This is a genomic window from Microbacterium sp. UNCCL10 (assembly GCF_000746195.1).
GTDB lineage: Bacteria > Actinomycetota > Actinomycetes > Actinomycetales > Microbacteriaceae > Microbacterium > Microbacterium saccharophilum.
The window spans coordinates 776,066-797,727 of sequence record NZ_JQKT01000007.1 but is presented as its reverse complement, the minus strand read 5'-3'; the positions used below and the strand labels follow the sequence as shown (position 1 = coordinate 797,727).

Annotated in this window: 23 protein-coding genes and 1 pseudogene; 2 read left to right on the top strand and 22 right to left on the bottom strand. The window is 71.6% G+C overall.

Annotated elements, in window-relative coordinates; genetic code table 11:
- Positions 1–46: 46 nt before the first annotated feature.
- The 9 genes and pseudogenes from BR85_RS04020 to BR85_RS03980 all read right to left on the bottom strand — a co-directional run bounded on the left by BR85_RS04020 (position 47) and on the right by BR85_RS03980 (position 9,036).
- Positions 47–385 carry a hypothetical protein gene (locus BR85_RS04020; protein ID WP_028495366.1) on the bottom strand — a complete coding sequence of 113 codons (339 nt, stop codon included), beginning with the start codon at positions 383–385 and terminating at the stop codon, positions 47–49.
- Positions 382–903, bottom strand: a complete 522-nt coding sequence (locus BR85_RS04015) for a hypothetical protein (protein ID WP_028495365.1) — start codon at positions 901–903, stop codon at positions 382–384. Before BR85_RS04015 ends, BR85_RS04020 begins: the two co-directional genes overlap by 4 nt.
- Positions 904–935: 32 nt before the next feature.
- A pseudogene (locus BR85_RS04010) lies at positions 936–1,544 on the bottom strand (copper homeostasis protein CutC); the annotation flags it as partial.
- A 137-nt stretch (positions 1,545–1,681) separates the two neighbouring features.
- Entirely contained in the window at positions 1,682–2,707 is a 1,026-nt protein-coding gene (ilvC, locus tag BR85_RS04005) for a ketol-acid reductoisomerase (protein ID WP_028495364.1), read from the bottom strand.
- A gap of 35 nt (positions 2,708–2,742) precedes the next feature.
- Positions 2,743–3,252 carry an acetolactate synthase small subunit gene (ilvN, locus tag BR85_RS04000; protein WP_028495363.1) on the bottom strand — a complete coding sequence of 170 codons (510 nt, stop codon included), beginning with the start codon at positions 3,250–3,252 and terminating at the stop codon, positions 2,743–2,745.
- A gap of 3 nt (positions 3,253–3,255) precedes the next feature.
- A complete protein-coding gene (locus BR85_RS03995) occupies positions 3,256–5,055 on the bottom strand; it encodes an acetolactate synthase large subunit (protein WP_028495362.1) in 1,800 nt (599 codons plus the stop codon).
- Between the two features lie 41 nt (positions 5,056–5,096).
- A complete protein-coding gene (gene ilvD, locus BR85_RS03990; protein ID WP_028495361.1) occupies positions 5,097–6,803 on the bottom strand; it encodes a dihydroxy-acid dehydratase in 1,707 nt (568 codons plus the stop codon).
- Between the two features lie 29 nt (positions 6,804–6,832).
- Positions 6,833–7,618 (bottom strand): trehalose-phosphatase, encoded by a 786-nt coding sequence (otsB, locus tag BR85_RS03985; protein ID WP_028495360.1) that lies wholly within the window; start codon positions 7,616–7,618, stop codon positions 6,833–6,835.
- Entirely contained in the window at positions 7,615–9,036 is a 1,422-nt protein-coding gene (locus tag BR85_RS03980) for an alpha,alpha-trehalose-phosphate synthase (UDP-forming) (protein WP_028495359.1), read from the bottom strand. The genes otsB and BR85_RS03980 overlap by 4 nt, the downstream gene beginning before the upstream one ends.
- A 77-nt stretch (positions 9,037–9,113) precedes the next feature.
- On the opposite strand from BR85_RS03980, the gene BR85_RS03975 reads away from it, so the two are divergent.
- The gene (locus BR85_RS03975; RefSeq protein ID WP_028495358.1) at positions 9,114–9,368 is read left to right on the top strand and encodes a hypothetical protein; all 255 of its coding nucleotides are present in this window, start codon (positions 9,114–9,116) and stop codon (positions 9,366–9,368) included.
- A gap of 31 nt (positions 9,369–9,399) precedes the next feature.
- Here the strand turns inward: BR85_RS03975 and BR85_RS15765 are convergent, their stop codons facing one another.
- The 4 genes from BR85_RS15765 to BR85_RS03960 are packed head-to-tail and all read right to left on the bottom strand — an operon-like array spanning position 9,400 to position 12,198.
- A complete protein-coding gene (locus tag BR85_RS15765; protein ID WP_261798688.1) occupies positions 9,400–9,522 on the bottom strand; it encodes a hypothetical protein in 123 nt (40 codons plus the stop codon).
- A gap of 39 nt (positions 9,523–9,561) precedes the next feature.
- Positions 9,562–10,746 carry an acetyl-CoA C-acetyltransferase gene (locus BR85_RS03970; RefSeq protein ID WP_028495357.1) on the bottom strand — a complete coding sequence of 395 codons (1,185 nt, stop codon included), beginning with the start codon at positions 10,744–10,746 and terminating at the stop codon, positions 9,562–9,564.
- On the bottom strand, positions 10,743–11,396 hold the full coding sequence (locus tag BR85_RS03965) for a 3-oxoacid CoA-transferase subunit B (RefSeq protein ID WP_028495356.1): 654 nt from the start codon (positions 11,394–11,396) through the stop codon (positions 10,743–10,745). The genes BR85_RS03970 and BR85_RS03965 overlap by 4 nt, the downstream gene beginning before the upstream one ends.
- A 1-nt stretch (position 11,397) precedes the next feature.
- Positions 11,398–12,198, bottom strand: coding sequence for a CoA transferase subunit A (locus tag BR85_RS03960; protein ID WP_028495355.1), 801 nt, complete (start codon positions 12,196–12,198; stop codon positions 11,398–11,400).
- Between the two features lie 100 nt (positions 12,199–12,298).
- Between BR85_RS03960 and BR85_RS03955 the strand changes: the two genes are divergently transcribed.
- Complete coding sequence (locus tag BR85_RS03955; RefSeq protein WP_028495354.1) at positions 12,299–13,105, top strand: IclR family transcriptional regulator; 807 nt, start codon at positions 12,299–12,301, stop codon at positions 13,103–13,105.
- Here the strand turns inward: BR85_RS03955 and BR85_RS03950 are convergent.
- Genes BR85_RS03950 through BR85_RS03910 form a run of 9 tightly spaced genes read right to left on the bottom strand, consistent with a single transcriptional unit; the run spans position 13,089 to position 21,652 of the window.
- Complete coding sequence (locus BR85_RS03950; RefSeq protein ID WP_028495353.1) at positions 13,089–13,985, bottom strand: alpha/beta fold hydrolase; 897 nt, start codon at positions 13,983–13,985, stop codon at positions 13,089–13,091. The two genes, BR85_RS03955 and BR85_RS03950, sit on opposite strands and share 17 nt — an antisense overlap.
- Positions 13,982–14,734 (bottom strand): 3-hydroxybutyrate dehydrogenase, encoded by a 753-nt coding sequence (locus BR85_RS03945; RefSeq protein WP_028495352.1) that lies wholly within the window; start codon positions 14,732–14,734, stop codon positions 13,982–13,984. The genes BR85_RS03950 and BR85_RS03945 overlap by 4 nt, the downstream gene beginning before the upstream one ends.
- On the bottom strand, positions 14,727–15,419 hold the full coding sequence (locus BR85_RS03940) for a TetR/AcrR family transcriptional regulator (protein WP_081782652.1): 693 nt from the start codon (positions 15,417–15,419) through the stop codon (positions 14,727–14,729). Before BR85_RS03940 ends, BR85_RS03945 begins: the two co-directional genes overlap by 8 nt.
- Entirely contained in the window at positions 15,406–16,977 is a 1,572-nt protein-coding gene (locus BR85_RS03935; protein WP_231478562.1) for a class I adenylate-forming enzyme family protein, read from the bottom strand. The genes BR85_RS03940 and BR85_RS03935 overlap by 14 nt, the downstream gene beginning before the upstream one ends.
- Positions 16,974–18,116 carry a branched-chain amino acid ABC transporter permease gene (locus BR85_RS03930; RefSeq protein ID WP_028495349.1) on the bottom strand — a complete coding sequence of 381 codons (1,143 nt, stop codon included), beginning with the start codon at positions 18,114–18,116 and terminating at the stop codon, positions 16,974–16,976. The genes BR85_RS03935 and BR85_RS03930 overlap by 4 nt, the downstream gene beginning before the upstream one ends.
- A complete protein-coding gene (locus tag BR85_RS03925; protein ID WP_028495348.1) occupies positions 18,113–18,988 on the bottom strand; it encodes a branched-chain amino acid ABC transporter permease in 876 nt (291 codons plus the stop codon). Before BR85_RS03925 ends, BR85_RS03930 begins: the two co-directional genes overlap by 4 nt.
- Entirely contained in the window at positions 18,985–19,695 is a 711-nt protein-coding gene (locus BR85_RS03920; RefSeq protein WP_028495347.1) for an ABC transporter ATP-binding protein, read from the bottom strand. The genes BR85_RS03925 and BR85_RS03920 overlap by 4 nt, the downstream gene beginning before the upstream one ends.
- Entirely contained in the window at positions 19,692–20,453 is a 762-nt protein-coding gene (locus BR85_RS03915; protein ID WP_028495346.1) for an ABC transporter ATP-binding protein, read from the bottom strand. Before BR85_RS03915 ends, BR85_RS03920 begins: the two co-directional genes overlap by 4 nt.
- Positions 20,450–21,652 (bottom strand): substrate-binding domain-containing protein, encoded by a 1,203-nt coding sequence (locus BR85_RS03910; RefSeq protein WP_028495345.1) that lies wholly within the window; start codon positions 21,650–21,652, stop codon positions 20,450–20,452. Before BR85_RS03910 ends, BR85_RS03915 begins: the two co-directional genes overlap by 4 nt.
- Positions 21,653–21,662: the final 10 nt, after the last annotated feature.

The following is a 21,662-nucleotide window of genomic DNA, read 5'->3' as shown; positions in this document are numbered from 1 at the left end:
GCCTACCCGCCGCGCGCAGAGCCCCCCGACCGTGTGACGTCGGCGGTCAGGCGATGAGCGAGGCGCCGCTGGAGAACACGTAGGAGATGATGTTCAGCCAGAACACGGCCGTGAGCCCGAGCCCGGCGAGCAGCAGGGCCGCGAAGTGCGCGGGCGGGCGGCGGAGTCCGAGTGCCAGGGCAGCGCCGAAGACGATGAGCGGGAAGAGCACCGCGAACAGGAGCACCGCCCAGCCGAGGCCGTTCAGTCCGGGGTTCGTCGCCTTGTCGATGAGGAACGCGACGGCGTTCCACACGGCGTAGGCGTAGAAGAGGCCGAACGCGCCGGCGATCGTGGCGGCGAGCCACGTCGGCATGCTCGCCCGGGATGCGGTCGTCTCGGTCACTGTCCCACCGCCCCGATCATGATGAAGGGCCACGGGATGAGCAGCACCGCTCCCCCGATGAGCCAGGCGAGGCGCACCCACGCGGCCGAGCCGCGCGTGAGCCACAGCGACACCCCGAACCACAGGGCCGGCGCGAGCACGGCGAGCCAGAACGCCGGCACGTACGCCGCCGGCGAGACGATGAGCATCGGCGCGACCGTGTCCAGGCGCAGGGCGCCGATCACCCAGCCGATCGTGTACAGCAGGTAGACGCCGCCCAGGATGCCGAGCGCGATGAGCATCGCGTTGCCGAGCGGCACGGGGGCTCCGGCGGGCGTCACGGTCCCGTCGGCGTCGATGCGTCCCACCTCGTCACTGCCGAGGCCCACGGCCCGGTAGCCGTCGGGCAGCGCCGGGCGCTCCGCCGCCGGCGCGGACGGCGCCGGATCGCGCTCGTCGACCGGGCTCGCGCCCACGTCGAGCGTCGGGTCGTCGTCGCCCTGCCAGCTGAGGGCGTCGTCGTCGCGTCCGGTGCTCACGCGTTCAGCGTAGCCGGGGGCGACGCAGCGCGTCAGGAGCGCGCCGCGGCGACGGCGGCGAGAACGAGCTCCGCGTCGGTCGTGTCGTGTCCCTCCTCCCCGCCGCCCGGGCCCGCCGGCGCCTCCCGGCCCGTGCGCCTCCGCGCCGACAGGTGCACGGCGCCGACACCCGCTCGGCGGAGCGCGGGGATGTCCGCGGGCGCGACGCCGCCACCCGCCATCACCTCGACGCCGTCGGCGCGCTTCACGTACGCGGTGAGTCGCGCGATGCCCTCGACCGACCGCGCCGCCCCACCCGAGGTCAGCACGCGCGAGACGCCCGCGGCGCGGAGCGCGTCGAAGACGGCGTCCGGCATGGGCGACGCGTCGATCGCGCGGTGGAAGACCACGGCCGCAGAGCCCGCGGCATCCCGCCAGCGCGCGAGGGCGGCGAGGTCGAGTCGCCCCTCGGCGGTCAGCCCTCCGACGACGACGCCGCCGACCCCGTGCGACGTGACGGCACGGATGTCGGCGGCGGCGAGGTCGATCTCCTCGCGGGAGTAGACGAAGCCTCCGCTCCGCGGTCGGACGAGGACGTTCACGAGCGCCGGGTCCACCGCGTCGCAGACGGCCCGGACGAGGCCGATCGAGGGCGTGAGTCCTCCGACGGCGAGCCCTTGCTCTCACCGGACGTGCTGCACGCAGGTGAGGTGCCAGCACGCCGAAGGCCCGGTCCTCTGTCAGGACCGGGCCTCCGTGGCTCGTTTCAAGCCGTACTCGGCGGGTAGCCGAGAGTCATTCAGCGTGCGGCGCTGCCCTCGACGTAGTCGCTGTCCTGCTGCTTCCACGCGAACAGGGCGCGCAGGTCCTTGCCGACCGCCTCGATGGGGTGGGCGGCGGCCTTCGCGCGCAGCTCCTGGAACTCCGGCGCACCGGCGTCCTGGTCGGCGATGAAGCGCTCCGCGAACGCACCCGAGCGGATGTCCGCGAGGACGGCCTGCATGTTCTCCTTGACGTGCGGGTCGATCACGCGCGGGCCGGAGACGTAGTCGCCGTACTCGGCCGTGTCGGAGACGGACCAGCGCTGCTTGGCGATGCCGCCCTCCCACATGAGGTCGACGATGAGCTTCAGCTCGTGGAGCACCTCGAAGTAGGCGATCTGCGGCTGGTAGCCCGCCTCGGTGAGGGTCTCGAACCCGTACTGGACGAGCTGCGAGACACCGCCGCAGAGGACGGCCTGCTCGCCGAACAGGTCGGTCTCGGTCTCCTCGGTGAAGGTCGTCTTGATGACGCCGGCGCGGGTGCCGCCGATGGCCTTCGCGTACGCCTTCGCGACGTCCCACGCCTGACCCGACGCGTCCTTCTCGACGGCGATGATGTCGGGGATGCCGCGGCCTGCGACGAACTCGCGACGCACCGTGTGGCCGGGTGCCTTCGGTGCGACGAGGATGACGTCGACGCCCTCGGGCGCCTCGATGTAGCCGAACCGGATGTTGAAGCCGTGCGCGAACGCGAGCGTCTTGCCGGGCGTCAGCTTGTCCTTGATGGACTCGTTGAAGATGCCGCGCTGGTGCTGGTCGGGCGCGAGGATCATGATGAGGTCCGCCCACTCGGCGGCGTCGGCGACGGACTTGACCTCGAAGCCGTCCTCCTGCGCCTTGGCGGTGGACTTGGAGCCGTCCTTGAGCGCGATGACGACCTCGACGCCCGAGTCGCGCAGGTTCTGCGCGTGCGCGTGGCCCTGCGAGCCGTAGCCGACGATGGCCACCTTCTTGCCCTGGATGAGCGAGAGGTCGGCGTCGGAGTCGTAGAAGATCTCAGCCATGGTGTGTGTTTCTCCTTGGTAGGGGTTCGAAAAGTTCAGCCGCGCAGGACGCGCTCGGTGATGGACTTGCCGCCGCGGCCGATGGCGACCATGCCGGACTGGGCGAGCTCCTTGATGCCGAACGGCTCGAGCGCGCGCAGCAGCGCCTCGACCTTTCCGCGGTCGCCGGTCACCTCGACGACGAGCGCGTCGGTGGCGTAGTCCACGACGGAGGCGCGGAACAGGTTCACGACCTCGATGACGTTGGAGCGGGTCTGGTTGTCGGCGCGCACCTTCACGAGCATGTGCTCGCGCTGCACGGATGCCGACGGCTCGAGCTCGACGATCTTGATGACGTTGATGAGCTTGTTCAGCTGCTTCGTCACCTGCTCGAGCGGAAGCTCCTCGACGTCGACGACGACGGTGATGCGGGAGAGCCCCGGCACCTCCGTGACGCCCACCGCGAGGGAGTCGATGTTGAAGCCGCGGCGCGCGAAGAGGCCCGCGACACGGGTCAGCAGACCGGGCTTGTCCTCCACGAGGAGGCTCAGGACATGCTTGCTCATCGCTCAGGCCTCCTGGTCGAACGCGGGCGAGTGCTCCCGCGCGTACTGGACGTAGCTGTTGCTGACCCCCTGCGGCACCATCGGCCACACCATGGCGTCCGCGCTGACGACGAAGTCGATGACGACGGGGCGGTCGTTGGTCTCCAGCGCCGTCTGGATCGCGGCATCCACGTCCTCCTCCTTCTCGACGCGCAGCGCGAGGCAGCCATAGGCCTCGGCGAGCTTGACGAAGTCGGGGATGCGGACGGTGTCGTGGCCCGTGTTCAGGTCGGTGTTGGAGTACCGGCCGTCGTAGAAGAGCGTCTGCCACTGCCGGACCATGCCCAGCGAGGAGTTGTTGATGATCGCGACCTTGATCGGGATCTGGTTGATGACGCAGGTCGCGAGCTCCTGGTTGGTCATCTGGAAGCAGCCGTCGCCGTCGATCGCCCAGACGACGCGGTCGGGTTCGGCGACCTTGGCGCCCATCGCGGCCGGGACCGAGTAGCCCATCGTGCCGGCGCCGCCGGAGTTGAGCCACGCGTTGGGACGCTCGTACTTGATGAACTGCGCCGCCCACATCTGGTGCTGGCCGACGCCGGCTGCGTAGATGCCCTCCGGTCCGGTCAGCTCGCCGATGCGCTGGATGACGTACTGGGGCGACATGAGGCCGTCGCTGGGCTGGCTGTAGCCGAGCGGGAACTCGTCGCGGAGGCCGTCGAGGTACGACCACCACTCCGCGATGTCGGGCTTGGCGGCGCCCGTCGCGCCGGAGAAGGCGGCGTCGAGGTCGACGAGGACCTCGCGCAGGTCGCCGACGATCGGGACGTCGGCCGTGCGGATCTTCGAGATCTCCGCGGGGTCGATGTCGACGTGCACGACCTGGGCGTCGGGGGCGAACAGCGCCGCCTTGCCCGTGACGCGGTCGTCGAACCGTGCGCCGAGCGCGATCAGGAGGTCGGCCTCCTGCAGGGCGAGGACGGCGGGGACGGTCCCGTGCATGCCGGGCATGCCGAGGTGCTGGGGGTGCGAGTCCGGGAACGCGCCGCGCGCCATGAGCGTCGTCACGACAGGGGCGCCGGTCGACTCGGCCAGGCGCAGCAGCTCGGCCGACGCGCCGGAGCGGATGACGCCGCCGCCGACGTACAGCACGGGCTTCTTCGCCGTGGCGAGGAGCTGTGCGGCGGCCTGGATCTGCTTGCCGTGCGCCTTCACGACGGGCCGGTAACCGGGCAGGTCGATCTTCGGCGGCCAGATGAAGGGCACCTCGGCCTGCTGCGCATCCTTCGTGATGTCCACGAGGACGGGCCCGGGGCGGCCGGTGGAGGCGATCTCGAACGCCGCCGCGATGGCGCCGGGGATCTCCGAGGCATCCTTCACGAGGAACGAGTGCTTCGTGATCGGCATCGTGATGCCGACGATGTCTGCTTCCTGGAAGGCGTCGGTGCCCATCAGGGTCGAGAACACCTGGCCCGTGATGCACACGATCGGCATGGAGTCCATGTAGGCGTCGGCGATCGCGGTGACGAGGTTCGTCGCGCCGGGGCCGGAGGTCGCGATCGCGACGCCCGTCTTCCCGGAGGCCGCGGCGTAGCCCTCGGCCGCGTGGCCGGCGCCCTGCTCGTGGCGGACGAGGATGTGCCGGAGCTCCGTGGAGTCCATGAGCGGGTCGTAGACCGGCAGGATCGCGCCGCCCGGGAGCCCGAACACATCGGTCACCCCGAGGAGCTCGAGCGAGCGGACGACGGCCTGGGCTCCTGTGAGGAGGGGCGCGGACGAACTGCGTGCGGGCGGCCGGGGCACGGCCGCAGTGTCGGATGACATGGGTGTGAGACCTCGTGATCGATGGGCGAGTGTGGGAGGGCCTAGCCGGTCGTCGCGCCCTCCGCAGCGGAGCGCACGAGCTTCGAGTACTTGGCCAAGACGCCACGGGTATAGCGCGGGGGAAGGGGCTCCCAGCCGGAGCGGCGGGAGCTCAGCTCTGCGTCGTCGACGAGTAGGTCGAGAGTGCGAGCCGCGATATCGACCCGTATCAGATCACCATCGCGCACGAAGGCGATGGGACCTGCGTCCACCGCTTCGGGTGCTATGTGGCCGATGCACAGTCCGGTTGTGCCGCCTGAGAATCGACCGTCCGTCAACAGTAGTACATCTTTCCCGAGCCCCGCGCCCTTGATGGCGGCGGTGATCGCGAGCATCTCCCGCATGCCGGGGCCGCCCTTGGGTCCCTCGTAGCGGATGACGACGACGCTCCCCGCCTCGATCTCCCCCGCGGCCAGCGCGTCGATGGCGCCGCGCTCGCGCTCGAAGACGCGGGCAGGCCCCTCGAAGACGGCGGCGTCGAAGCCGGCGGTCTTGACGACGGCGCCCTCCGGCGCGAGCGAGCCGTGCAGGATCGTGAGGCCGCCGGTGGCGTGGATCGGGTTGTCGAAGGTGTGGATGACGGTGCCGTCGATGGGGTCCGGGTTCAGCTCCGCGAGGTTCTCGGCGAGTGTCTTGCCCGTCACCGTCAGGGCGTCGCCGTGCAGGAGGCCCTCGTCGAGCATCGCCTTCATGATGACGGGGATGCCGCCGTGCCGGTCGACGTCGTTCATGACGTACTTCCCGAACGGCTTCATGTCCGCCACGTGCGGGACCTTGTCGCCGATGCGGTTGAAATCGTGCAGGGTCAGCTCGACCTCGGCTTCGCGCGCGATCGCGAGGAGGTGCAGCACGACGTTCGTGGAGCCGCCGAGCGCCATCGCGAGGGCGATGGCGTTCTCGAACGCCTCCTTCGTGAGGATGTCGCGGGTCGTGATGCCCTGACGCAGCAGGTTCACGACGGCCTCGCCGGAGCGGTGCGCGAAGTAGTCGCGGCGGCGGTCCGCGGCGGGCGGCGCGGCCGAGCCGGGGAGGCTGAGCCCGAGGGCCTCGGCGACGGAGGCCATCGTGTTCGCCGTGTACATGCCGCCGCACGCGCCTTCGCCCGGAGCGATGGCGCATTCGATGCGCTTGAGGTCGGCTTCGCTCATCTTCCCGGCCATGCACGCTCCGACCGCCTCGAACGAGTCGATGATCGTGACGTCCTTCTCGGTGCCGTCGGAGAGCTTGACCCAGCCCGGTGCGATGGAGCCGGCGTAGAGGAAGACGCTGGAGAGGTCCAGGCGGGCGGAGGCCATCAGCATGCCGGGGATCGACTTGTCGCAGCCGGCCAGCAGGACGCTGCCGTCGAGGCGCTCGGCCATCATGACGGTCTCGACGGAGTCGGCGATGACCTCGCGGCTCACGAGCGAGAAGTGCATGCCCTCGTGGCCCATCGAGATGCCGTCGGAGACGGAGATGGTGCCGAACTGCAGCGGGTAGCCGCCGCCGGCGTGCACGCCCTCCTTGGCCCCCTGTGCCAGGCGGTCCAGGCTCAGGTTGCAGGGCGTGATCTCGTTCCAGCTCGAGGCGATGCCGATCTGGGGCTTGTCCCAGTCCGCGTCCCCCATGCCGACGGCGCGCAGCATGCCGCGGGATGTGGTGGCCTCGATGCCGTCGGTGACGACGCGACTGCGGGGCTTGATGTCGATGGATTCGTCGGGTGCGGGCATTCTCGAAGTCTATTCCCGTCCGCGCGGGGTCACCGTGTCGCGCGCAGCTCGGCGAGCCTGGTGAGGAGGGCGGCGAGGGCCGCGGCATCCGGCACACGGTGGCGTGCCGCCGTCTCCCCCGGGCCGACGCGGATGCCGAGGTCCAGCCGCTCCAGCGCCGCCAGTGCGTCCTCGTCGGTGACGTCGTCGCCGGCGAACAGCACGGCCGTCGCTTCGGCCTGCGCCCGCAGCGCCCGGACGGCGGAGTCCTTGCCCTCCTGCCGGGAGGCGAACTCGAGGATGTCCTGCCCGGTGCGGCGACGCCACGCCGGCGCCCGCTCCGCGACGAGCGCGTCGATCGCGGCGGTCGCCGCCGCGGCATCCGCTTCCGAGGCCAGACGGGTGTGCAGACCGAACCCGAACATCTTCGCCTCGATCCACGCACCGGGCAGCGGCGCGACGATCTCCTGCGCGCGCCGGATGAGGTCGTCGCGCAGCGTGGCGTCCTCGTCGGCGTCCGCACCGGGTTCCGCGGCGTGCGCGGCGCCGTCGCCGTCCGGGTGCCAGAACTCGGCGCCGTGCGAGCCGGCGAGGTGGATGCGGGAGTCGGCGGTGTGCTCGCTGATCTCCTCGAGGTGCGCGAGGGTCCGCCCAGAGACGAGGGCGACGACGGTGTCCGGGAGGGCGGCGAGGCGCTCCAGCGACGTCCGCGCCTCCGGCAGCATGCGGGAGCGCATCGGCTCGTCCTGCAGCGGCGCGAGCGTCCCGTCGAAGTCGAGGGCGATGAGGAGCCTGGGGGTCCGGGCGAGCGCGGCCAGGTCGGCGTCGAGCGTCACGAGCGGGCCTGCCGCGCGGCATCCAGCGCCGCGAGGAAGTCGCGGGACCAGTCGTCGACGGTGTGGTCGCTCACGCGGCGGCGGAGCGCGCGCATCCGGCGGCCCTGCTCGGCGGGGGTCATCTCGATCGCGCGGACGATCTCGTCCTTGAGGGCGTCGATGTCGTGCGGGTTGATGCGGATCGCGCTGCCGAGCTCGTCGGCCGCGCCCGCGAACTCGCTCAGCACGAGGACGCCCCGGTTGTCGATGCGGCTCGCGACGTACTCCTTCGCGACGAGGTTCATGCCGTCGCGGAGGGCCGTGACGAGCATGACGTCCGCGACGAGGTAGAGGGCCACCATCTCCTCCCGGGGGAAGGACTGGTGCAGGTAGCGGATGGCGGTGTGCCCGACGGTGTCGACGGAGCCGTTGATGCGGCCGACCGCGAGCTCCACCTCGTCGCGCAGCTGCATGTAGGCGTCGACCCGCTCGCGGCTCGGGCTCGCGACCTGGATGAGGGTGACGTCCTCCACGTCGAGCCTGCCGTCGTCGAGGAGCTCGCCGAAGGCCTTGAGCCGGTGGCCGATGCCCTTCGTGTAGTCGAGGCGGTCCACTCCCAGCAGCACCTTCTTCGGGTTGCCGAGGCTCTCCCGGATCTCCGCGGCGCGCGCGCGCACGGCCGGGCTGTGCGCGAGCTGGACGTAGTCGTCGACGTCGATGGAGATCGGGAACGCCTTCGCGAGCGCGAGCCGCTCTCCCCCGCCGGGCTGCGGCACCGTGATGCCGGTCGCCTTCGTGTCGTAGCGCAGCTGACGCCGCACGGACCGCGCGAAGTTGCTGGCGTCGGCGACGCGCTGGAAGCCGATGACGTCGGCCCCCAGGAGCCCCTCGAGCACCTGACGGCGCCAGGGCAGCTGCGAGTACAGGCCGTAGGCCGGGAACGGGATGTGGTGGAAGTAGCCGATCACGAGGTCGGGCCGCAGCTCCCGGAGGAGCTTCGGGACCAGCTGCAGCTGGTAGTCGTGCACCCACACCGTCGCACCGTCGGCCGCGGCGGCCGCGGCGGCCTCGGCGAAGCGGCGGTTGACGCGGACGTAGGCCTGCCACCATTCGCGGCGGTAGCGGGGCGGGGAGATGACGTCGTGGTAGAGCGGCCAGATGGTGTCGTTCGAGAAGCCCTCGTAGTAGAGCTCCACGTCCTCCGCGGACAGCGTCACGGGGACCAGCTGCATCCCGTCGGTCTCGAACGGGTCGAGCTCCACACCGGCCTGTCCCGGCCATCCCACCCACGCGCCGTCGGTGCGCCGCATGAACGGGGCGAGCGCCGTCACGAGGCCGCCGGGCGAGCGACGCCACGGCTCCTCGGGGTCGTCGGTGCGGTCGACGGGGAGGCGGTTGGAGACGACGACGAAATCGGACACGGCAGCGTGGTCGGTCACGATGATCCTCTCGGCGGTGCGAACGTCCAGGCTAACAAGCCGCGCGTCCCGCGTGTCCGCCGGGTAGCGTGGAGCGCATGCGCAAGTACCTCTTCGGAACCGGGATCATCTCCGCCGTCACGAGCGGCCTCGCGCTGCTGCGCGGCATCCGCGGCAACGAGCCGTTCACGTGGCGCATCGCCCTCGCTTGGCTCAGCTGGGGGATCACCCTGGCACTGTCCGTCGGCGCCATCGTCGACACGCGTCGCGCCTCCCGCGGCAAGCTCATCGCCCAGGACTCGCCCGTCGCCGGCAAGGAGCAGAAGCTCCTGAAGCGCCGCCTGCAGCGCTGACGCCGGCGCCGCGGTCAGCCGCGCACCGCGGTCAGCCGCGTGCGCAGGTGCAGCGCTCGGCGGGGCCGACCCCCGCGAGAGCCTGCTCGATGTGCTCGCCGCAGCCGGCCCACGTGGTCTTGCCGCAGCTGTCGCAGGAGACGGGTCGGCACATGGAGGCTCCTCGAGGATCGTCGACGCTCGCGGTGAGCGTTCACCGACTCAGGATAAGCGCTTCTCCCTGACCGCCGCCCCCGCACAGGCCCACCGCGGCCGTGCCGGTGCCGCGCCGGACGAGCTCGTGCACGGCGTGCACGACGAGCCGGCATCCGGATGCCCCGATGGGGTGCCCGATCGCGATGCCGCCGCCGTGCACGTTGACGATGTCCTCGGACAGCCCGAGCTCGGCCTGCGAGCGGGCGACGACGGCGCCGAAGGCCTCGTTGATCTCCACGAGGTCGAGGTCAGCCGCCGCGAGGCCGCCCTTGCGGAGCGCCTGCTCGATGGCGCGCGCGGGCTGCGCGTGCAGGGAGTTGTCCGGCCCGGCCACCTGCCCGGACGCGCCGACGACGGCGAGGACCGTCCAGCCCTGCGCGTCGGCGTGGGCGCGGCTCGTCACGACGACGGCGGCCGCGCCGTCGGAGATCTGCGAGGAGTTGCCGGCCGTGATCGACCCGTCGGCGCTGAATGCGGGCCGGAGCCCGGCGAGCGTCTCCTCGGTCGTCCCCGGACGCACGCCCTCGTCCGCCGTCACGCGGATCGGGTCGCCCTTGCGCTGCGGCACCTCGACCGGCACGATCTCCGCGTCGAACAGCCCCGCCTCCTGGGCGGCCGCGGCGCGCTGATGCGAGAGCGCCGCGACGCGGTCCTGCCCGGCGCGGGTGACCTCGTAGGAGGCGTTGAGCCGCTCGGTGGAGGCGCCCATGCTCTCCTTGTCGTAGGCGTCGGTGAGGCCGTCGAAGGCCATGTGGTCCAGCACCTCGACGGAGCCGTACGTCCAGCCGTCGCGCGACCCCATCAGCAGGTGCGGCGCGCGGGTCATCGATTCCATGCCGCCCGCGACGACGACCGTCGCGTCGCCGGTCTGGATCATGCGCTTCGCGTCGATGATGGCGGTGAGGCCCGACAGGCAGACCTTGTTGACCGAGGATGCCGGCACGTCCCACCCGATCCCGCCGGCGATGGCGGCCTGGCGGGCGGGGTTCTGGCCGGAGCCGGCCGGGAGCACCTGGCCCATGATCACGGCGTCCACGGCGCCGGCGGGGATGCCGCCCTGCGCGAGCGCCCCGGCGATGGCGAAGCCGCCGAGCTGCGGCGCCGTGAAGGAGGCGAGCTGACCTTTGAGGCGGCCCTGCGCGGTGCGCGCGGCGGCCACGATGACGACGTCGTCGGTGTTCATGCGTTCCTCCTGAGCTGGTCCGGCACCCGCAGATCGGGCTCGGTGGCCGCCACGACCTCGTCCACCGTGACCCCGGGCGCCGTCTCCACGAGCACGAGCCCGTCGGGCGTGACGTCGATGACGGCGAGGTCGGTGATGATGCGGTCCACGACCCCCCGGCCGGTGAGGGGCAGCGTGCATTCGTGGACGATCTTGGGCGAGCCGTCCTTCGCGGTGTGCTCCATGAGCACCACGACCTTCGCGGCCCCGTGCACGAGGTCCATGGCGCCGCCGGGACCCTTGACCATCTTCCCGGGGATCATCCAGTTCGCGAGGTCTCCCGCGGCGGAGACCTGCATGGCGCCGAGGATCGCGGCGTCGATCTTGCCGCCGCGGATCATCCCGAAGCTCGTCGCGGAGTCGAAGTACGCCGCGCCCGGCAGAACCGTGACGGTCTCCTTGCCCGCGTTGATGAGGTCGGGGTCGACGGCATCCTCGGTCGGGTAGGGACCGACGCCGAGGATTCCGTTCTCGGACTGGAGCACGACCGTGACCCCATCCGGCACGTAGTTCGGGACGAGGGTCGGCAGGCCGATGCCGAGGTTCACGTACGAGCCGTCGGCGAGCTCGGCCGCGGCGCGCGCGGCCATGTCGTTGCGGGACAGCGCCATGTCAGGCTCCTTCCGGGATGTCGCGGCCGAGCGCTTCGGCGACGGAGACGGTCCGGCGTTCGATCCGCTTCTCGATGTCGCCGCCGACCTCGACGATGCGGTGCACGTAGATGCCGGGCAGGTGGATGCGGTCGGGGTCGAGCTCGCCGGGCTGGAAGAGATGCTCGACCTGCACGATGCACACGCGCCCGGCCATGGCCGCGAGCGGGTTGAAGTTCCGGGCCGCCTTGTTGAAGATGAGGTTCCCGTGGGTGTCGCCGGCGGCGGCGTGCACGAGCGCGAAGTCCGTGACGATCGCCTCCTCCAGCACGTAGTCGCCGGCGCGGCCGTTGAGCTCGAAGCTGCGGACGTCCTTGGCGGGCGAGGCCACGGCGACGCCGCCGGTTCCGTCGTACTTGCGCGGGAGGCCTCCCTCCGCGACCTGCGTGCCGACACCGGTCTGCGTGTAGAACGCGGCGATCCCCGACCCGCCGGCGCGGAGCTTCTCGGCGAGCGTGCCCTGCGGGGTGAGCTCGAGTTCGAGCTCGCCGCTGAGGAACTGCCGCTCGAACTCCTTGTTCTCGCCCACGTAGGAGGAGGTCATCTTGCGGATGCGCTTCGCGTTCAGCAGCACCCCGAGGCCCCAGTCGTCGACGCCGCAGTTGTTCGAGACGATCGACAGATCGGTCGTCCCCTGCGCGAGGAGCGCCTCGATGAGCGCGATGGGATTGCCGGAGAGCCCGAAGCCCCCGACGGCCAGGGATGCCCCATCCGGGATGTCGGCGACGGCCTCGGCCGCCGACGCGAACGTCTTGTCGATCACACTGCACTCCCTCGTGTCGTCCCCCCAGCATCCTGCCGCGCCGAGGGTACGACAAGGCGGGGTTTGCCATGTGGGAGCCGGGCCGCCTAGTGTCCATCATGTGGACACCCCGACCAGGACCGTGCCCGGCGCGCAGGCGATCGCCCGCGCCGCCGCGCTGCTGCGGCTCGTGACGGCGGGCGGCGAGCACGGACGCGGCGTGCAGGAGCTCGCCCGGGACGCCGGGCTCTCCCGGTCGACCGCGCACCGGCTGCTCACGGCCCTGCGCGCGGAGGGCCTCGTGGATCAGGACGAGCGCACGTCGCGGTGGATGCCGGGACCCGAGCTGTTCCTCATGGGCTCGGTGGCCGCGGCGCGTTATGACGTGACGCACCTCGCCGGCGACATTGTCCGCTCGCTCGCCGTCAAGACGGAGGAGAGCGCCTTCCTCTCGGTGCGGCGCGGCGATGAGACGGTGTGCCTGCTGCGCGAGGAGGGGTCGTTCCCCATCCGCTCCTTCGTGCTCAGCGAGGGCGTGCGCTTCCCGCTGGGCGTCGCCTCGGCGGGACTCGCGATCCTCGCGTTCCTCCCCGAGGCGGAGGGCGAGGCCTACTTCGCGCGTCATCCGGAGCTCGCCACGAGCTGGGGTGCGTCCCACGATGCGGACGCGCTGCGCCGGCGCCTCGCGGAGACCCGCGACCGCGGCTACGCCGTCAACCCGGGTCTCATCGTGGAGGGCAGCTGGGGAATCGGCGCGGCCGTGTTCGACCAGTCCGGCAGCCCGGCCTGGGCGCTGAGCCTCACGGGCGTCGGATTCCGGTTCGGGCCCGACCGGCTGCCGCTCCTCGGTCGCACGCTCCTGGCCCACGCGCACCAGCTGACGACCCGCATCGCGTCGGCCCGGCGCGGCGTCAGTCGAGCGCGCTGAGCTCCTCCCGGATGACGGCCGCCACGCGGCGGGCGCCGGGCTCGGACATGACGACGGTGTAGTGGTTGAGGTCGTCCCAGCGCTCGTGCCGCACGGCCGGATAGGTCGCCACCAGGCGCGCCGCGTGCTCCGGCGAGTACAGGCCCGGCGCCTCGTTCTGCAGGCCGCGCGGCACGGTGAGGAACCGCGTCGGGTGGCCGAGGGCCGCGAGGGCGTCGGTGACCGCCGTGCCGGTGTTGAGGTCGACGGTGTCCTCGAGGGTCGTCCGGTAGCTCGTCGCGGGACGCAGCGACCCGCCGCCGTCCGGCACCAGATCGTACGCCAGGTACTCCTCGAGCTCCGGCGTCCAGTCCGCCGCGAACGCCGGGTGCGCACGCCACAGGGCGAGGTAGGCGGCGACGTCGGGGAAGCGCATCGACAGGCGCTCGGCCGTGGGTCCGAGGATGGCGGCGACGAGCTCGTCGCCGGAGAGCCCCGGCGGGGTCGCGAGCGGGAGGCCGCCGTCGACGAGCAGCAGGCGCGCGAGCAGGCCGGGATGCCGGTGCGCGAACGCGAGCGACACGAACGCGCCCATGGAATGCCCGACCACGAGACCGGCCGGGATGTGCAGGTGCGCGAAGACCGCCGCGAGGTCGTCGGCGTGGGCGGCCATGCCGGCCGGTCCGCTGAGCTCGTTGCTGCGGCCGCGGCCGCGCAGGTCGGGGGCGACGATCCGGACGCCCGGCAGCGCCTGGGCGACGAGCTGCCAGGCGAGGTGCGACGCCGTGACGCCGTGCACCGCGACGACCGTCGGGGCATCGGGGGTGCCGTCCTCCCAGACCCCCACGCGCAGGTCGCCGCCGCGGACCGGCACGTCGAGCGTGCGATAGGTCCGCGTCATCGCGCCGTCCACCCGCCGTCCATCGTGTAGCTCGCGCCCGTGACCATGCCGGCGCGGTCCGACGCCAGCCAGCCGGCGAGGGAGGCGACCTCGTCGGCCTCGACGAGGCGCTTGATGGCGGTCTCGGTGAGCATGATCTTCTCCACGACCTCGCTCTCCGGGATGCCGTGCAGCGTCGCCTGGTCGGCGATCTGCTTCTCCACGAGCGGCGTCCGCACGTAGGCCGGGTTGATGCAGTTGCTCGTGACCCCGTGCGGCCCGCCCTCCAGCGCCGTCACCTTGGACAGCCCCTCGAGGGCGTGCTTGGCCGAGACGTACGCCGACTTGTAGGCGCTCGCTCGCAGGCCGTGGGCGCTGGAGATGTTGATGATCCGCCCCCAGGAGCGTTCGTACATCCGGGGCAGCACGGCGCGGATGAGGAGGAAGGGCGACTCGACCATGAGGCGGTGCATGAAGCGGAACCGCTCCGGGTCGAACTCGTGGATCGGGGCGACCGTCTGCACTCCGGCGTTGTTGACGAGGATGTCGACATCGAGGTCGAGCCGCTCCTGGGCCGCCGTGTCGGAGAGGTCGACGACCCACGACTCCCCCGCGACGGCCGCTGCCGCGTCCGCGGCGGCCTCCGCGTTGAAGTCGGCGACGATCACGTGCGCGCCGCGCGCGGCGAACTCGTGCGCGCACGCGAGGCCGATGCCGCTGCCCGCGCCCGTGATGAGGGCGCGCCGCCCCGCGAGATCCTGTTCAGTCATCCTCTGCTCCCTTGCTCGTCCGCGCCGCCAGCGCGTTCTGGATGAACCGCATCATGTGGTCGATCACCTCGGCCGGCATCGTCGCCGGGGGCTTGCCGTCGGCATCCCGCTCCCACAGCAGGAACCGCATGCCGATCAGCTCTCCTACGCCCATGAGCGCCCATGCCGTCACCTCCGGGTCGAGCCGGTCGTCGACGTCGCCGTGCTGCTGCGCGGCGCGCAGGCCCGCCTCGTACCCCTCGACGATGCGCGTGTAGTGCAGGCGCAGCGTCTCCGGGGACACGAACTCGGCCTCTCGCACGATCCGGTACAGAGCGGGGTGGGCCGCGGTGAAGCGGAAGAACCCCTCGAAGCCCGCCCGCTCCGCGTCGATGCGGTTCGCGGCTCCCGCCATCGCCTCGGCCATCGAGTGGCGGACGCGCCGGTTCAGGTCGACGACGAGCTCCTCGAAGATCTGCTGCTTGCCGTCGAAGTAGAGGTAGAAGGTGCCGAGGCCGATTCCCGCGCGCTCGGTGATCTTGACGATGGAGGCCTCGTGGTAGCCGACCGCCGCGAAGACCACCTCGGCGGCCTCCAGCAGCTTCCGGCGTGTCGCCACGCCCCGCTTGGTGAGCGGCTTGCCGGTCGTCGCCGACAGCGTGGCGGGCACCTGGCCGAGGGTCTCGACGTGGTCAGCGGCGCTCATGGGCGTCCTCCTGGATCAGGGCGATCGCGCGTTCGCGCAGCGCCGCCCGGGCGATCTTCTCGATGGTCGAGCGGGGCAGCTCGTCGAGGAAGCCGATGCGCACGGGCACTTTGAAGCCGGCGAGCTCGGCGCGCGCGTGGGCGAGCACCTCGTCCTCGCCGAGCGCGACGCCCTGGCGCCGGACCACGAACGCGACGCCGCGCTCCCCCCACACGGGATCGGGAACCCCGACCACCGCCGCATCGGCGACCCCGGGATGCAGCCGCATGGCGCGCTCGACCTCGGCCGGCGCGACGTTCTCGCCGCCGGAGATGTAGATGTCCTTTAACCGGTCGACGATCGTGAAGACGCCGTCGGCGCCCCGGTGGACGATGTCGCCCGTGCGCAGCCATTCCCCGTGCCGGGCGCGCGCCGTCGCGTCCTCGTCGTGCAGATATCCGGAGAAGACGCTGGGCCCCCGCACCCAGAGCTCCCCCGTCGCCGCGCCGTCCAGCGGAAGGAGGGTCGCCGGGTCGACGACGCAGACGTCGACGTGCGGGTAGGGCCGGCCCACGGCGCCGGGATGACGGAGGGCCTCGGCGCCGGGGAGGAAGAGGACGTTGGGCGCCGCCTCGGTGAGCCCGTAGCCCTGCGTGAGCGGCACCCCGGCGTCGGCCCACGCCGTCGCCAGATCGAGCGGCATCGTCGCACCGCCGACGAGGGCGACGCGCAGACTCCGGAGGGCCGAGCCAGAGAAGCGCGGATCGTCCGCGAGCTGCCGGTACTGGGTGGGGACGCCCATCATGGCCGTGACCCCCCGCTCGGCGATGAGCTGCAGGACGCGGCTCGGCTGGAACGACCGTTCCAGCACGACCGTCGCCCCGACCCACCAGGCGAGGAGGGGCTGCACATTCCAGGCGGCCACGTGGAACTGCGGGAGCATCGCGAGGACGACGTCGTCGGCGGTGAGCTGCATGGCCCCGGCCAGGGCGAGGTTGTTCCAGAAGCAGTTCGCGTGCGAGAGCACGACGCCCTTCGGCGCGGACTCGCTGCCCGAGGTGTAGATGACCAGCAGGGGGTCATCGTCGCGGACGGGCCGGAGCGGCGCCGCGGGGCCGTGCTTCGCGGGGACCGCGGCCTCGATCTCGGTCGTGCCGAGGAGGGCGACGGGCGGCCTGACCGCCAGGCGGCGGAGCGCCTCGGCCGCGACGCCGACGTACTCGTCCTCGACGAGGACGAGCGCGGGGTCGGATCGGTCCAATGCCTCGCCGAGCTCCCGCGGCGCGAGCCGCCAGGACAGCGGGACGAAGGCGACCCCGGCGCGCGCGCACGCGAAGAACACCACGACATGGTCGATGGAGTTCCCGGAGATCGTCGCGAGGCGATCGCCGGGGCCGTACCCGGCACGGCGGAGTCGCAGGGCGAGTTCACGGGCCCGGTCGTCGAGGTCGGCGTACCCGATCGTGACGCCGCGGTCGTCGATCGCCGTGCGATCCGGCGCCGCCGCCGCCCGGTCGGCGAGCCAGCGCCCCACGGTGTGCGGCCCGTCGCCGCCCTGATCCATCCCGAGGTCGGTCATGCGCGCGCTTCCACGGGGGCGTCGGCTTCCGCGGGGGCGTCGTCGAGCTGGCGCAGCTGCGTCCGCGTCCGCTCGCCCCGGCGCCGACGGATCGCGGAGTCGACGGTGCCGGCGATGCCGCCGGGCAGGAACATCACGACGAGGATAAACAGCACGCCGAGGAGGAAGAGCGGTTCGGACAGCGGGATGCGGAGGACGTCCGGCAGGGTCTCGATCCACTCCGCCCGCGCGAGCGCCGTGAGCCGCTGGTCGAGGATCGTGTAGAGCACGCCCCCCACGATCGCACCCCAGCGGAACCCGACGCCACCGAGGACCACCATGACGAGGACCGTGATGGTGAGGTCGGCGCCCACGGCGCTCGGCTGCGTCCCGGACTGCAGGAGCATGTACGCGATACCGGCGAGGGCGGCGCACCCCGCCGCGACGACGAAGACGATGAGCTTGGCCGTGTACGGGCGCAGCCCCAGCACCTGCACCCGCAGCTCGTTCTCCCGCGTCGCCTCGGCGAGGTGGCCCAGACGTGACCGGTCCACCCACAGCACCACGAGGTAGACGATCACGAGCACGATGAGCGCGAACCAGTAGAGGTTGCGCGTGTTGACGACCCCGACGAGCCACTCCGGAACCTGCGCGACGGGCAGCCGCATCCCCTCCTCGCCGCCGGTGACCTGCTGATTGCGGCGGACGAGGACCGAACCGGCCTGCGCGAAGGCGAGCGTGACCATCGCGAACGGGATGCCGGCGACGCGCATCGAGACGGCGCCGGTGACGACCGCGATGAGGAGCCCGCCGACGAGGGCGATGAGGATGCCGGGCCAGAGCGGCACCTCGAAGTACTTCAGCGCGATGCCCAGGCCATAGGCGCCGGCGCCGAAGTACAGGGCATGGCCGAAGGACAGCATCCCGGCCGTGCCGAGGAGCAGGTTGTAGGACAGCGCGAGCGCGGCGAACACCATGCAGAGGGACAGCAGCGCGAGGCTGCCGGGGGTGTAGGTCGGCCCCGGGAGGATCCCGGGCAGCGAGATGTCCAGGAGCGGCAGCACCGCCATGATCACGACGAGTGCCGCGCCGATGACGAACGGCAGGGCGGCGCCCTTCCGGCCGGGGATGAGCGTCGGGACGCCCGTGGTGACGGTCATGCGGTCCTCCCCATGAGTCCGCGCGGGCGGACCAGCAGCACGAGGGCCAGCAGCACGACGACGATGAAGTCGCCGGTGCCCTCCAGGTAGAAGTTCGCGAACTGCTGGAGCACGGCGACGAGCACCGACGCGATCGCGGCGCCGGTGAGGGAGCCGAGGCCGCCGATGACGGTCACGATGAACGCGAAGATGAGCAGCGTCGCCCCGAGGTGGGCCGACACGAAGGTCGAATAGTGCATCGCGAGCACGCCGCCGATGCCGGCCGCGGCGCCGCCGATCGCGAAGACGAGCGTGAAGCTCTTCCGCACGTCGATGCCGAGGGCCGTCACCATGGCGCGGTTCTCGACGCCGGCGCGGATGATCATGCCGTAGCGCGTCTTCTGCAGGAACAGCACGAGCGCGGCCAGCACGATGGCGGCGGCGATCATGAGCACCCAGTAGGTGTTCGGGATCTTCGCGCCGAGCACCTCGGTGGTGCCCTTGAGCCACGGGGGTCCCGCGATGTTGATGGCATCCGTGCCCCAGATGCCCTCGAACAGCGCGACGGCGGCGAAGGACAGGCCCACCGTGACGAGCACCTGCTCGATGTGCCGCTCGTACAGCGGGCGGATGAGGATGAGCTCGGTCAGCGTCGCGAAGACCGCGCCGACGGCGGCGCCCACGAGGATCGAGACGAGGAACGAACCCCAGGATGCCGTGCCGAGAGCCTGCGCGACCTGCCAGCCGATGAAGGCGCTGAGGGTCAGGAACGCGCCGTGCGCGAAGTTCAGCACGTGCATGAGTCCGTAGATGAGGCTGAGGCCTGACGCGACGAGGAAGTACAGCGCGCCGAGACCGATGCCGGTGAGGAGGATGAGGACGAGGCTGCTCACGCGTGCACCTCCGCGCTGACGCCGAGGAGGCGCATCGTGAGGGCGCGGTCGTCGAGGATCTCCCGGGCAGGCCCCGTGTGCACGACCCGGCCGCCGGCGATCACGACGGCGTCGTCGGCGAGCTGGCGGACGACGTCGAGGTTCTGCTCGACGAGCAGGATGGGGACGATCTTGGCGGCTTCCTGCAGCGCGTCGGCGACTTCGGCGACGATGCGCGGCGCGAGCCCCTTCGTGGGCTCGTCGACGAGCAGGAGGACGTTCTCGTTCAGGAGCGCCCGCGCGACGGAGACCATCTGCTGCTGGCCGCCGGAGAGCGTCCCGGCCATCTGACCCCGACGGGCCACGAGGTCGGGGAAGAGCTCGGCGACGAACTCGCGGCGGGGGTTCTTGGTGCGCTCGGCGAGGGCGAGGTTCTCGGCCACCGTGAGCTTGGCGAAGACCTCGCGGTCCTCCGGGACGTACCCCACTCCGCGCTGCACGATCCGGTGGGTGGGAAGAGAGTCGATGCGCTCCCCCGCGAGCGTCACCGCGCCGCGGCGGCTGATGAGGCCCAGGATGCCGCGGAGCGTCGAGGTCTTCCCGACGCCGTTGCGTCCGAGGACCGCCGTGATGCCCGTGGCCGGGACGGCGAAGGTGACGTCCTCCACGACCTGCTGGCCCGCGATGGAGGCCGACAGATGCTCGACGGTGAGGATCGGCGCCGTCATGCCGCGGTCCCGAGGTAGGCGCTCTGCACGGTGGGGTTCTCCATGATCTTCTGTGGCGTGTCGAACGCGATGATCGAGCCGGCGTACATGACGGCGACCTTCTCGACGAGCCCCATGAGGACGTCGATGTGGTGCTCCACCATGAGCACGGTGCACTGCTTGTCGCGCTGCATGTCGCGGATGTTCTCCACGAGTCCCGCGACGTCCCCCGACGCGACGCCCGCCATCGGCTCGTCCAGCAGCACGATGGAGGCGTCGGTCGCAAGGATCACCGCGATCTCGAGCTTTCGCTTGTCGCCGTGCGACAGGTCGCCGGCCGGGGTGTCGAGCTTGTGGGTGAGGCCCACCAGGGTCAGCTTCTCCAGCGCGAGGGCCGTCGCGGCGTCCGTCCGCCGCGGGAAGCGCAGGAGGGAGTAGTTGCCGCCGAGGGAGACCTGGGCCGCGAGCCCGACGTTCTCCAGGACGCTCAGCCGCGGGAACAGACTCGAGGTCTGGAAGGTGCGCCCCAGTCCCGCCCGCGCCCGCTGGGGCACGGACGAGCGGGTGACGTCGTCGCCGTTCATCAGGATGCGGCCTGCCGTCGGCCGCGCGACGCCGGAGATCACGTTGAAGAGCGTGGTCTTGCCGGCGCCGTTCGGGCCGATCACGCCGACCAGCGAGCCGGGCGCGACGTCGAGGTCGACATCCTTCAGGATGGTGGCTCCGCCGATCTGCAGGCCGAGGCCCTCGATGCGGAGCGCGGACGGGACGGGGCTCACGGTGCCTCGGCCGGTGCGACCTCGTCGGCGGCGACGGTGTCCACGAGCTCCGGGACGAAGCCGGACCCGTCGGCGACGAGCTTGACCTGGTACATCTCCTGCAGCAGGGCGTGGTCGCTCGCGCGCACCATCATGGCGCCCTTGGGGCCGTCGAACTCGAAGCCCTCCAGCGCCGAGATCATGGCATCCACGTCACCCTTGCCCTCTTCGATGGCGTGCACCAGCATGAGTGCCGCGTTGAACCCGTCCGGCGTGAACAGGTCCGGCGTGCCGCCGGCTGCCTCCACGGCCTCGACCATCGCAGCGTTCACGTCGTTGTCGGGAGCGCCGGCGAAGTAGTGGTTCAGGAAGCTGATCCTCTCGGACGCCTCGCCGTACGCGCCGAACGTGGCGGTGTCGCCGAGCCCGGTGACGACCGGGATGTCGTCGAGGACGCCCTGCTGGCTCATCGCCTGCCACATCGCGCCGGAGGTGGCGCCGGCCCACGCGACGAAGACGAGGTCGGGCTGGGCGGTCAGCACCTGCTGCGCGAACGGGGTGAACTCGGTCACGTCCTCCGCGACGAGGACGCTGTTCACGGTCGCGCCCTTGCCGCCGAGGATCGCCTTGACGGCGGCCTCGTTGCCCTGCCCGAACGCGTTGTTCTGCGCGAAGACCGTGACGGTCTTGCCGGAGATGTCGTCGAGGAAGGTGCCGGCGGTCGCGACGTCCTGCGCGGACTGGCGGCCGGTGCGGAACGTGTAGTCGTTGATGCCCGTGACGGCGTCGGCGGCGGCGGGGCCGGAGAGGAAGAGGACCTGGTTCTGCGCGGCCTGCTCGGCCACCGCCAGCGCGACGCCGGAGGAGGCGCTGCCGGCGAGGATGTTCACGCCCTCGCCGATGAGCTCCTTCGCGAGGTTGACGGCGGTGTCGGGGTCGCCCGCGTCGTCGCGGTAGTCGACCGTGATGGTCGTGCCGCCGACCTCGTTGGTGCCGTCGGTGGCGTAGTCGAGCCCGGCCTTGAAGCCGTCGAGATACTGCTTGCCGTATCCGGCCAGCGGGCCGGTCTCGCTCGTGATGACGCCGACCGTGATCTCCTCCGGTCCGGCATCCGCCGTGCCCGATGCGCTCGGGGCGGCGGTCGACGGCGCACAGGCCGCCAGAGCGAGGGCGGCCGTGGCGACCATGGACCCCAGGAGCAACTTCTTCGTAACCCGCATGTGCGTGCCT

Excerpts from the sequence above, each read along its gene's own strand:
- BR85_RS03920 (WP_028495347.1), bottom strand. The coding sequence starts at position 19,695 with ATGACGGCGCCGATCCTCACCGTCGAGCATCTGTCGGCCTCCATCGCG.
- BR85_RS03975 (WP_028495358.1), top strand. The coding sequence starts at position 9,114 with ATGCGCAAGTACCTCTTCGGAACCGGGATCATCTCCGCCGTCACGAGC.
- BR85_RS03910 (WP_028495345.1), bottom strand. The coding sequence starts at position 21,652 with ATGCGGGTTACGAAGAAGTTGCTCCTGGGGTCCATGGTCGCCACGGCC.
- ilvD (WP_028495361.1), bottom strand. The coding sequence starts at position 6,803 with ATGCCCGCACCCGACGAATCCATCGACATCAAGCCCCGCAGTCGCGTC.
- ilvC (WP_028495364.1), bottom strand. The coding sequence starts at position 2,707 with ATGGCTGAGATCTTCTACGACTCCGACGCCGACCTCTCGCTCATCCAG.
- BR85_RS15765 (WP_261798688.1), bottom strand. The coding sequence starts at position 9,522 with ATGTGCCGACCCGTCTCCTGCGACAGCTGCGGCAAGACCACGTGGGCC.
- BR85_RS03970 (WP_028495357.1), bottom strand. The coding sequence starts at position 10,746 with ATGAACACCGACGACGTCGTCATCGTGGCCGCCGCGCGCACCGCGCAG.
- BR85_RS03950 (WP_028495353.1), bottom strand. The coding sequence starts at position 13,985 with ATGACGCGGACCTATCGCACGCTCGACGTGCCGGTCCGCGGCGGCGAC.
- BR85_RS03945 (WP_028495352.1), bottom strand. The coding sequence starts at position 14,734 with ATGACTGAACAGGATCTCGCGGGGCGGCGCGCCCTCATCACGGGCGCG.
- BR85_RS03930 (WP_028495349.1), bottom strand. The coding sequence starts at position 18,116 with ATGACCGTCACCACGGGCGTCCCGACGCTCATCCCCGGCCGGAAGGGC.
- BR85_RS03965 (WP_028495356.1), bottom strand. The coding sequence starts at position 11,396 with ATGGCGCTGTCCCGCAACGACATGGCCGCGCGCGCCGCGGCCGAGCTC.
- BR85_RS03935 (WP_231478562.1), bottom strand. The coding sequence starts at position 16,977 with ATGACCGACCTCGGGATGGATCAGGGCGGCGACGGGCCGCACACCGTG.
- BR85_RS03995 (WP_028495362.1), bottom strand. The coding sequence starts at position 5,055 with ATGTCATCCGACACTGCGGCCGTGCCCCGGCCGCCCGCACGCAGTTCG.
- ilvN (WP_028495363.1), bottom strand. The coding sequence starts at position 3,252 with ATGAGCAAGCATGTCCTGAGCCTCCTCGTGGAGGACAAGCCCGGTCTG.
- BR85_RS03940 (WP_081782652.1), bottom strand. The coding sequence starts at position 15,419 with ATGAGCGCCGCTGACCACGTCGAGACCCTCGGCCAGGTGCCCGCCACG.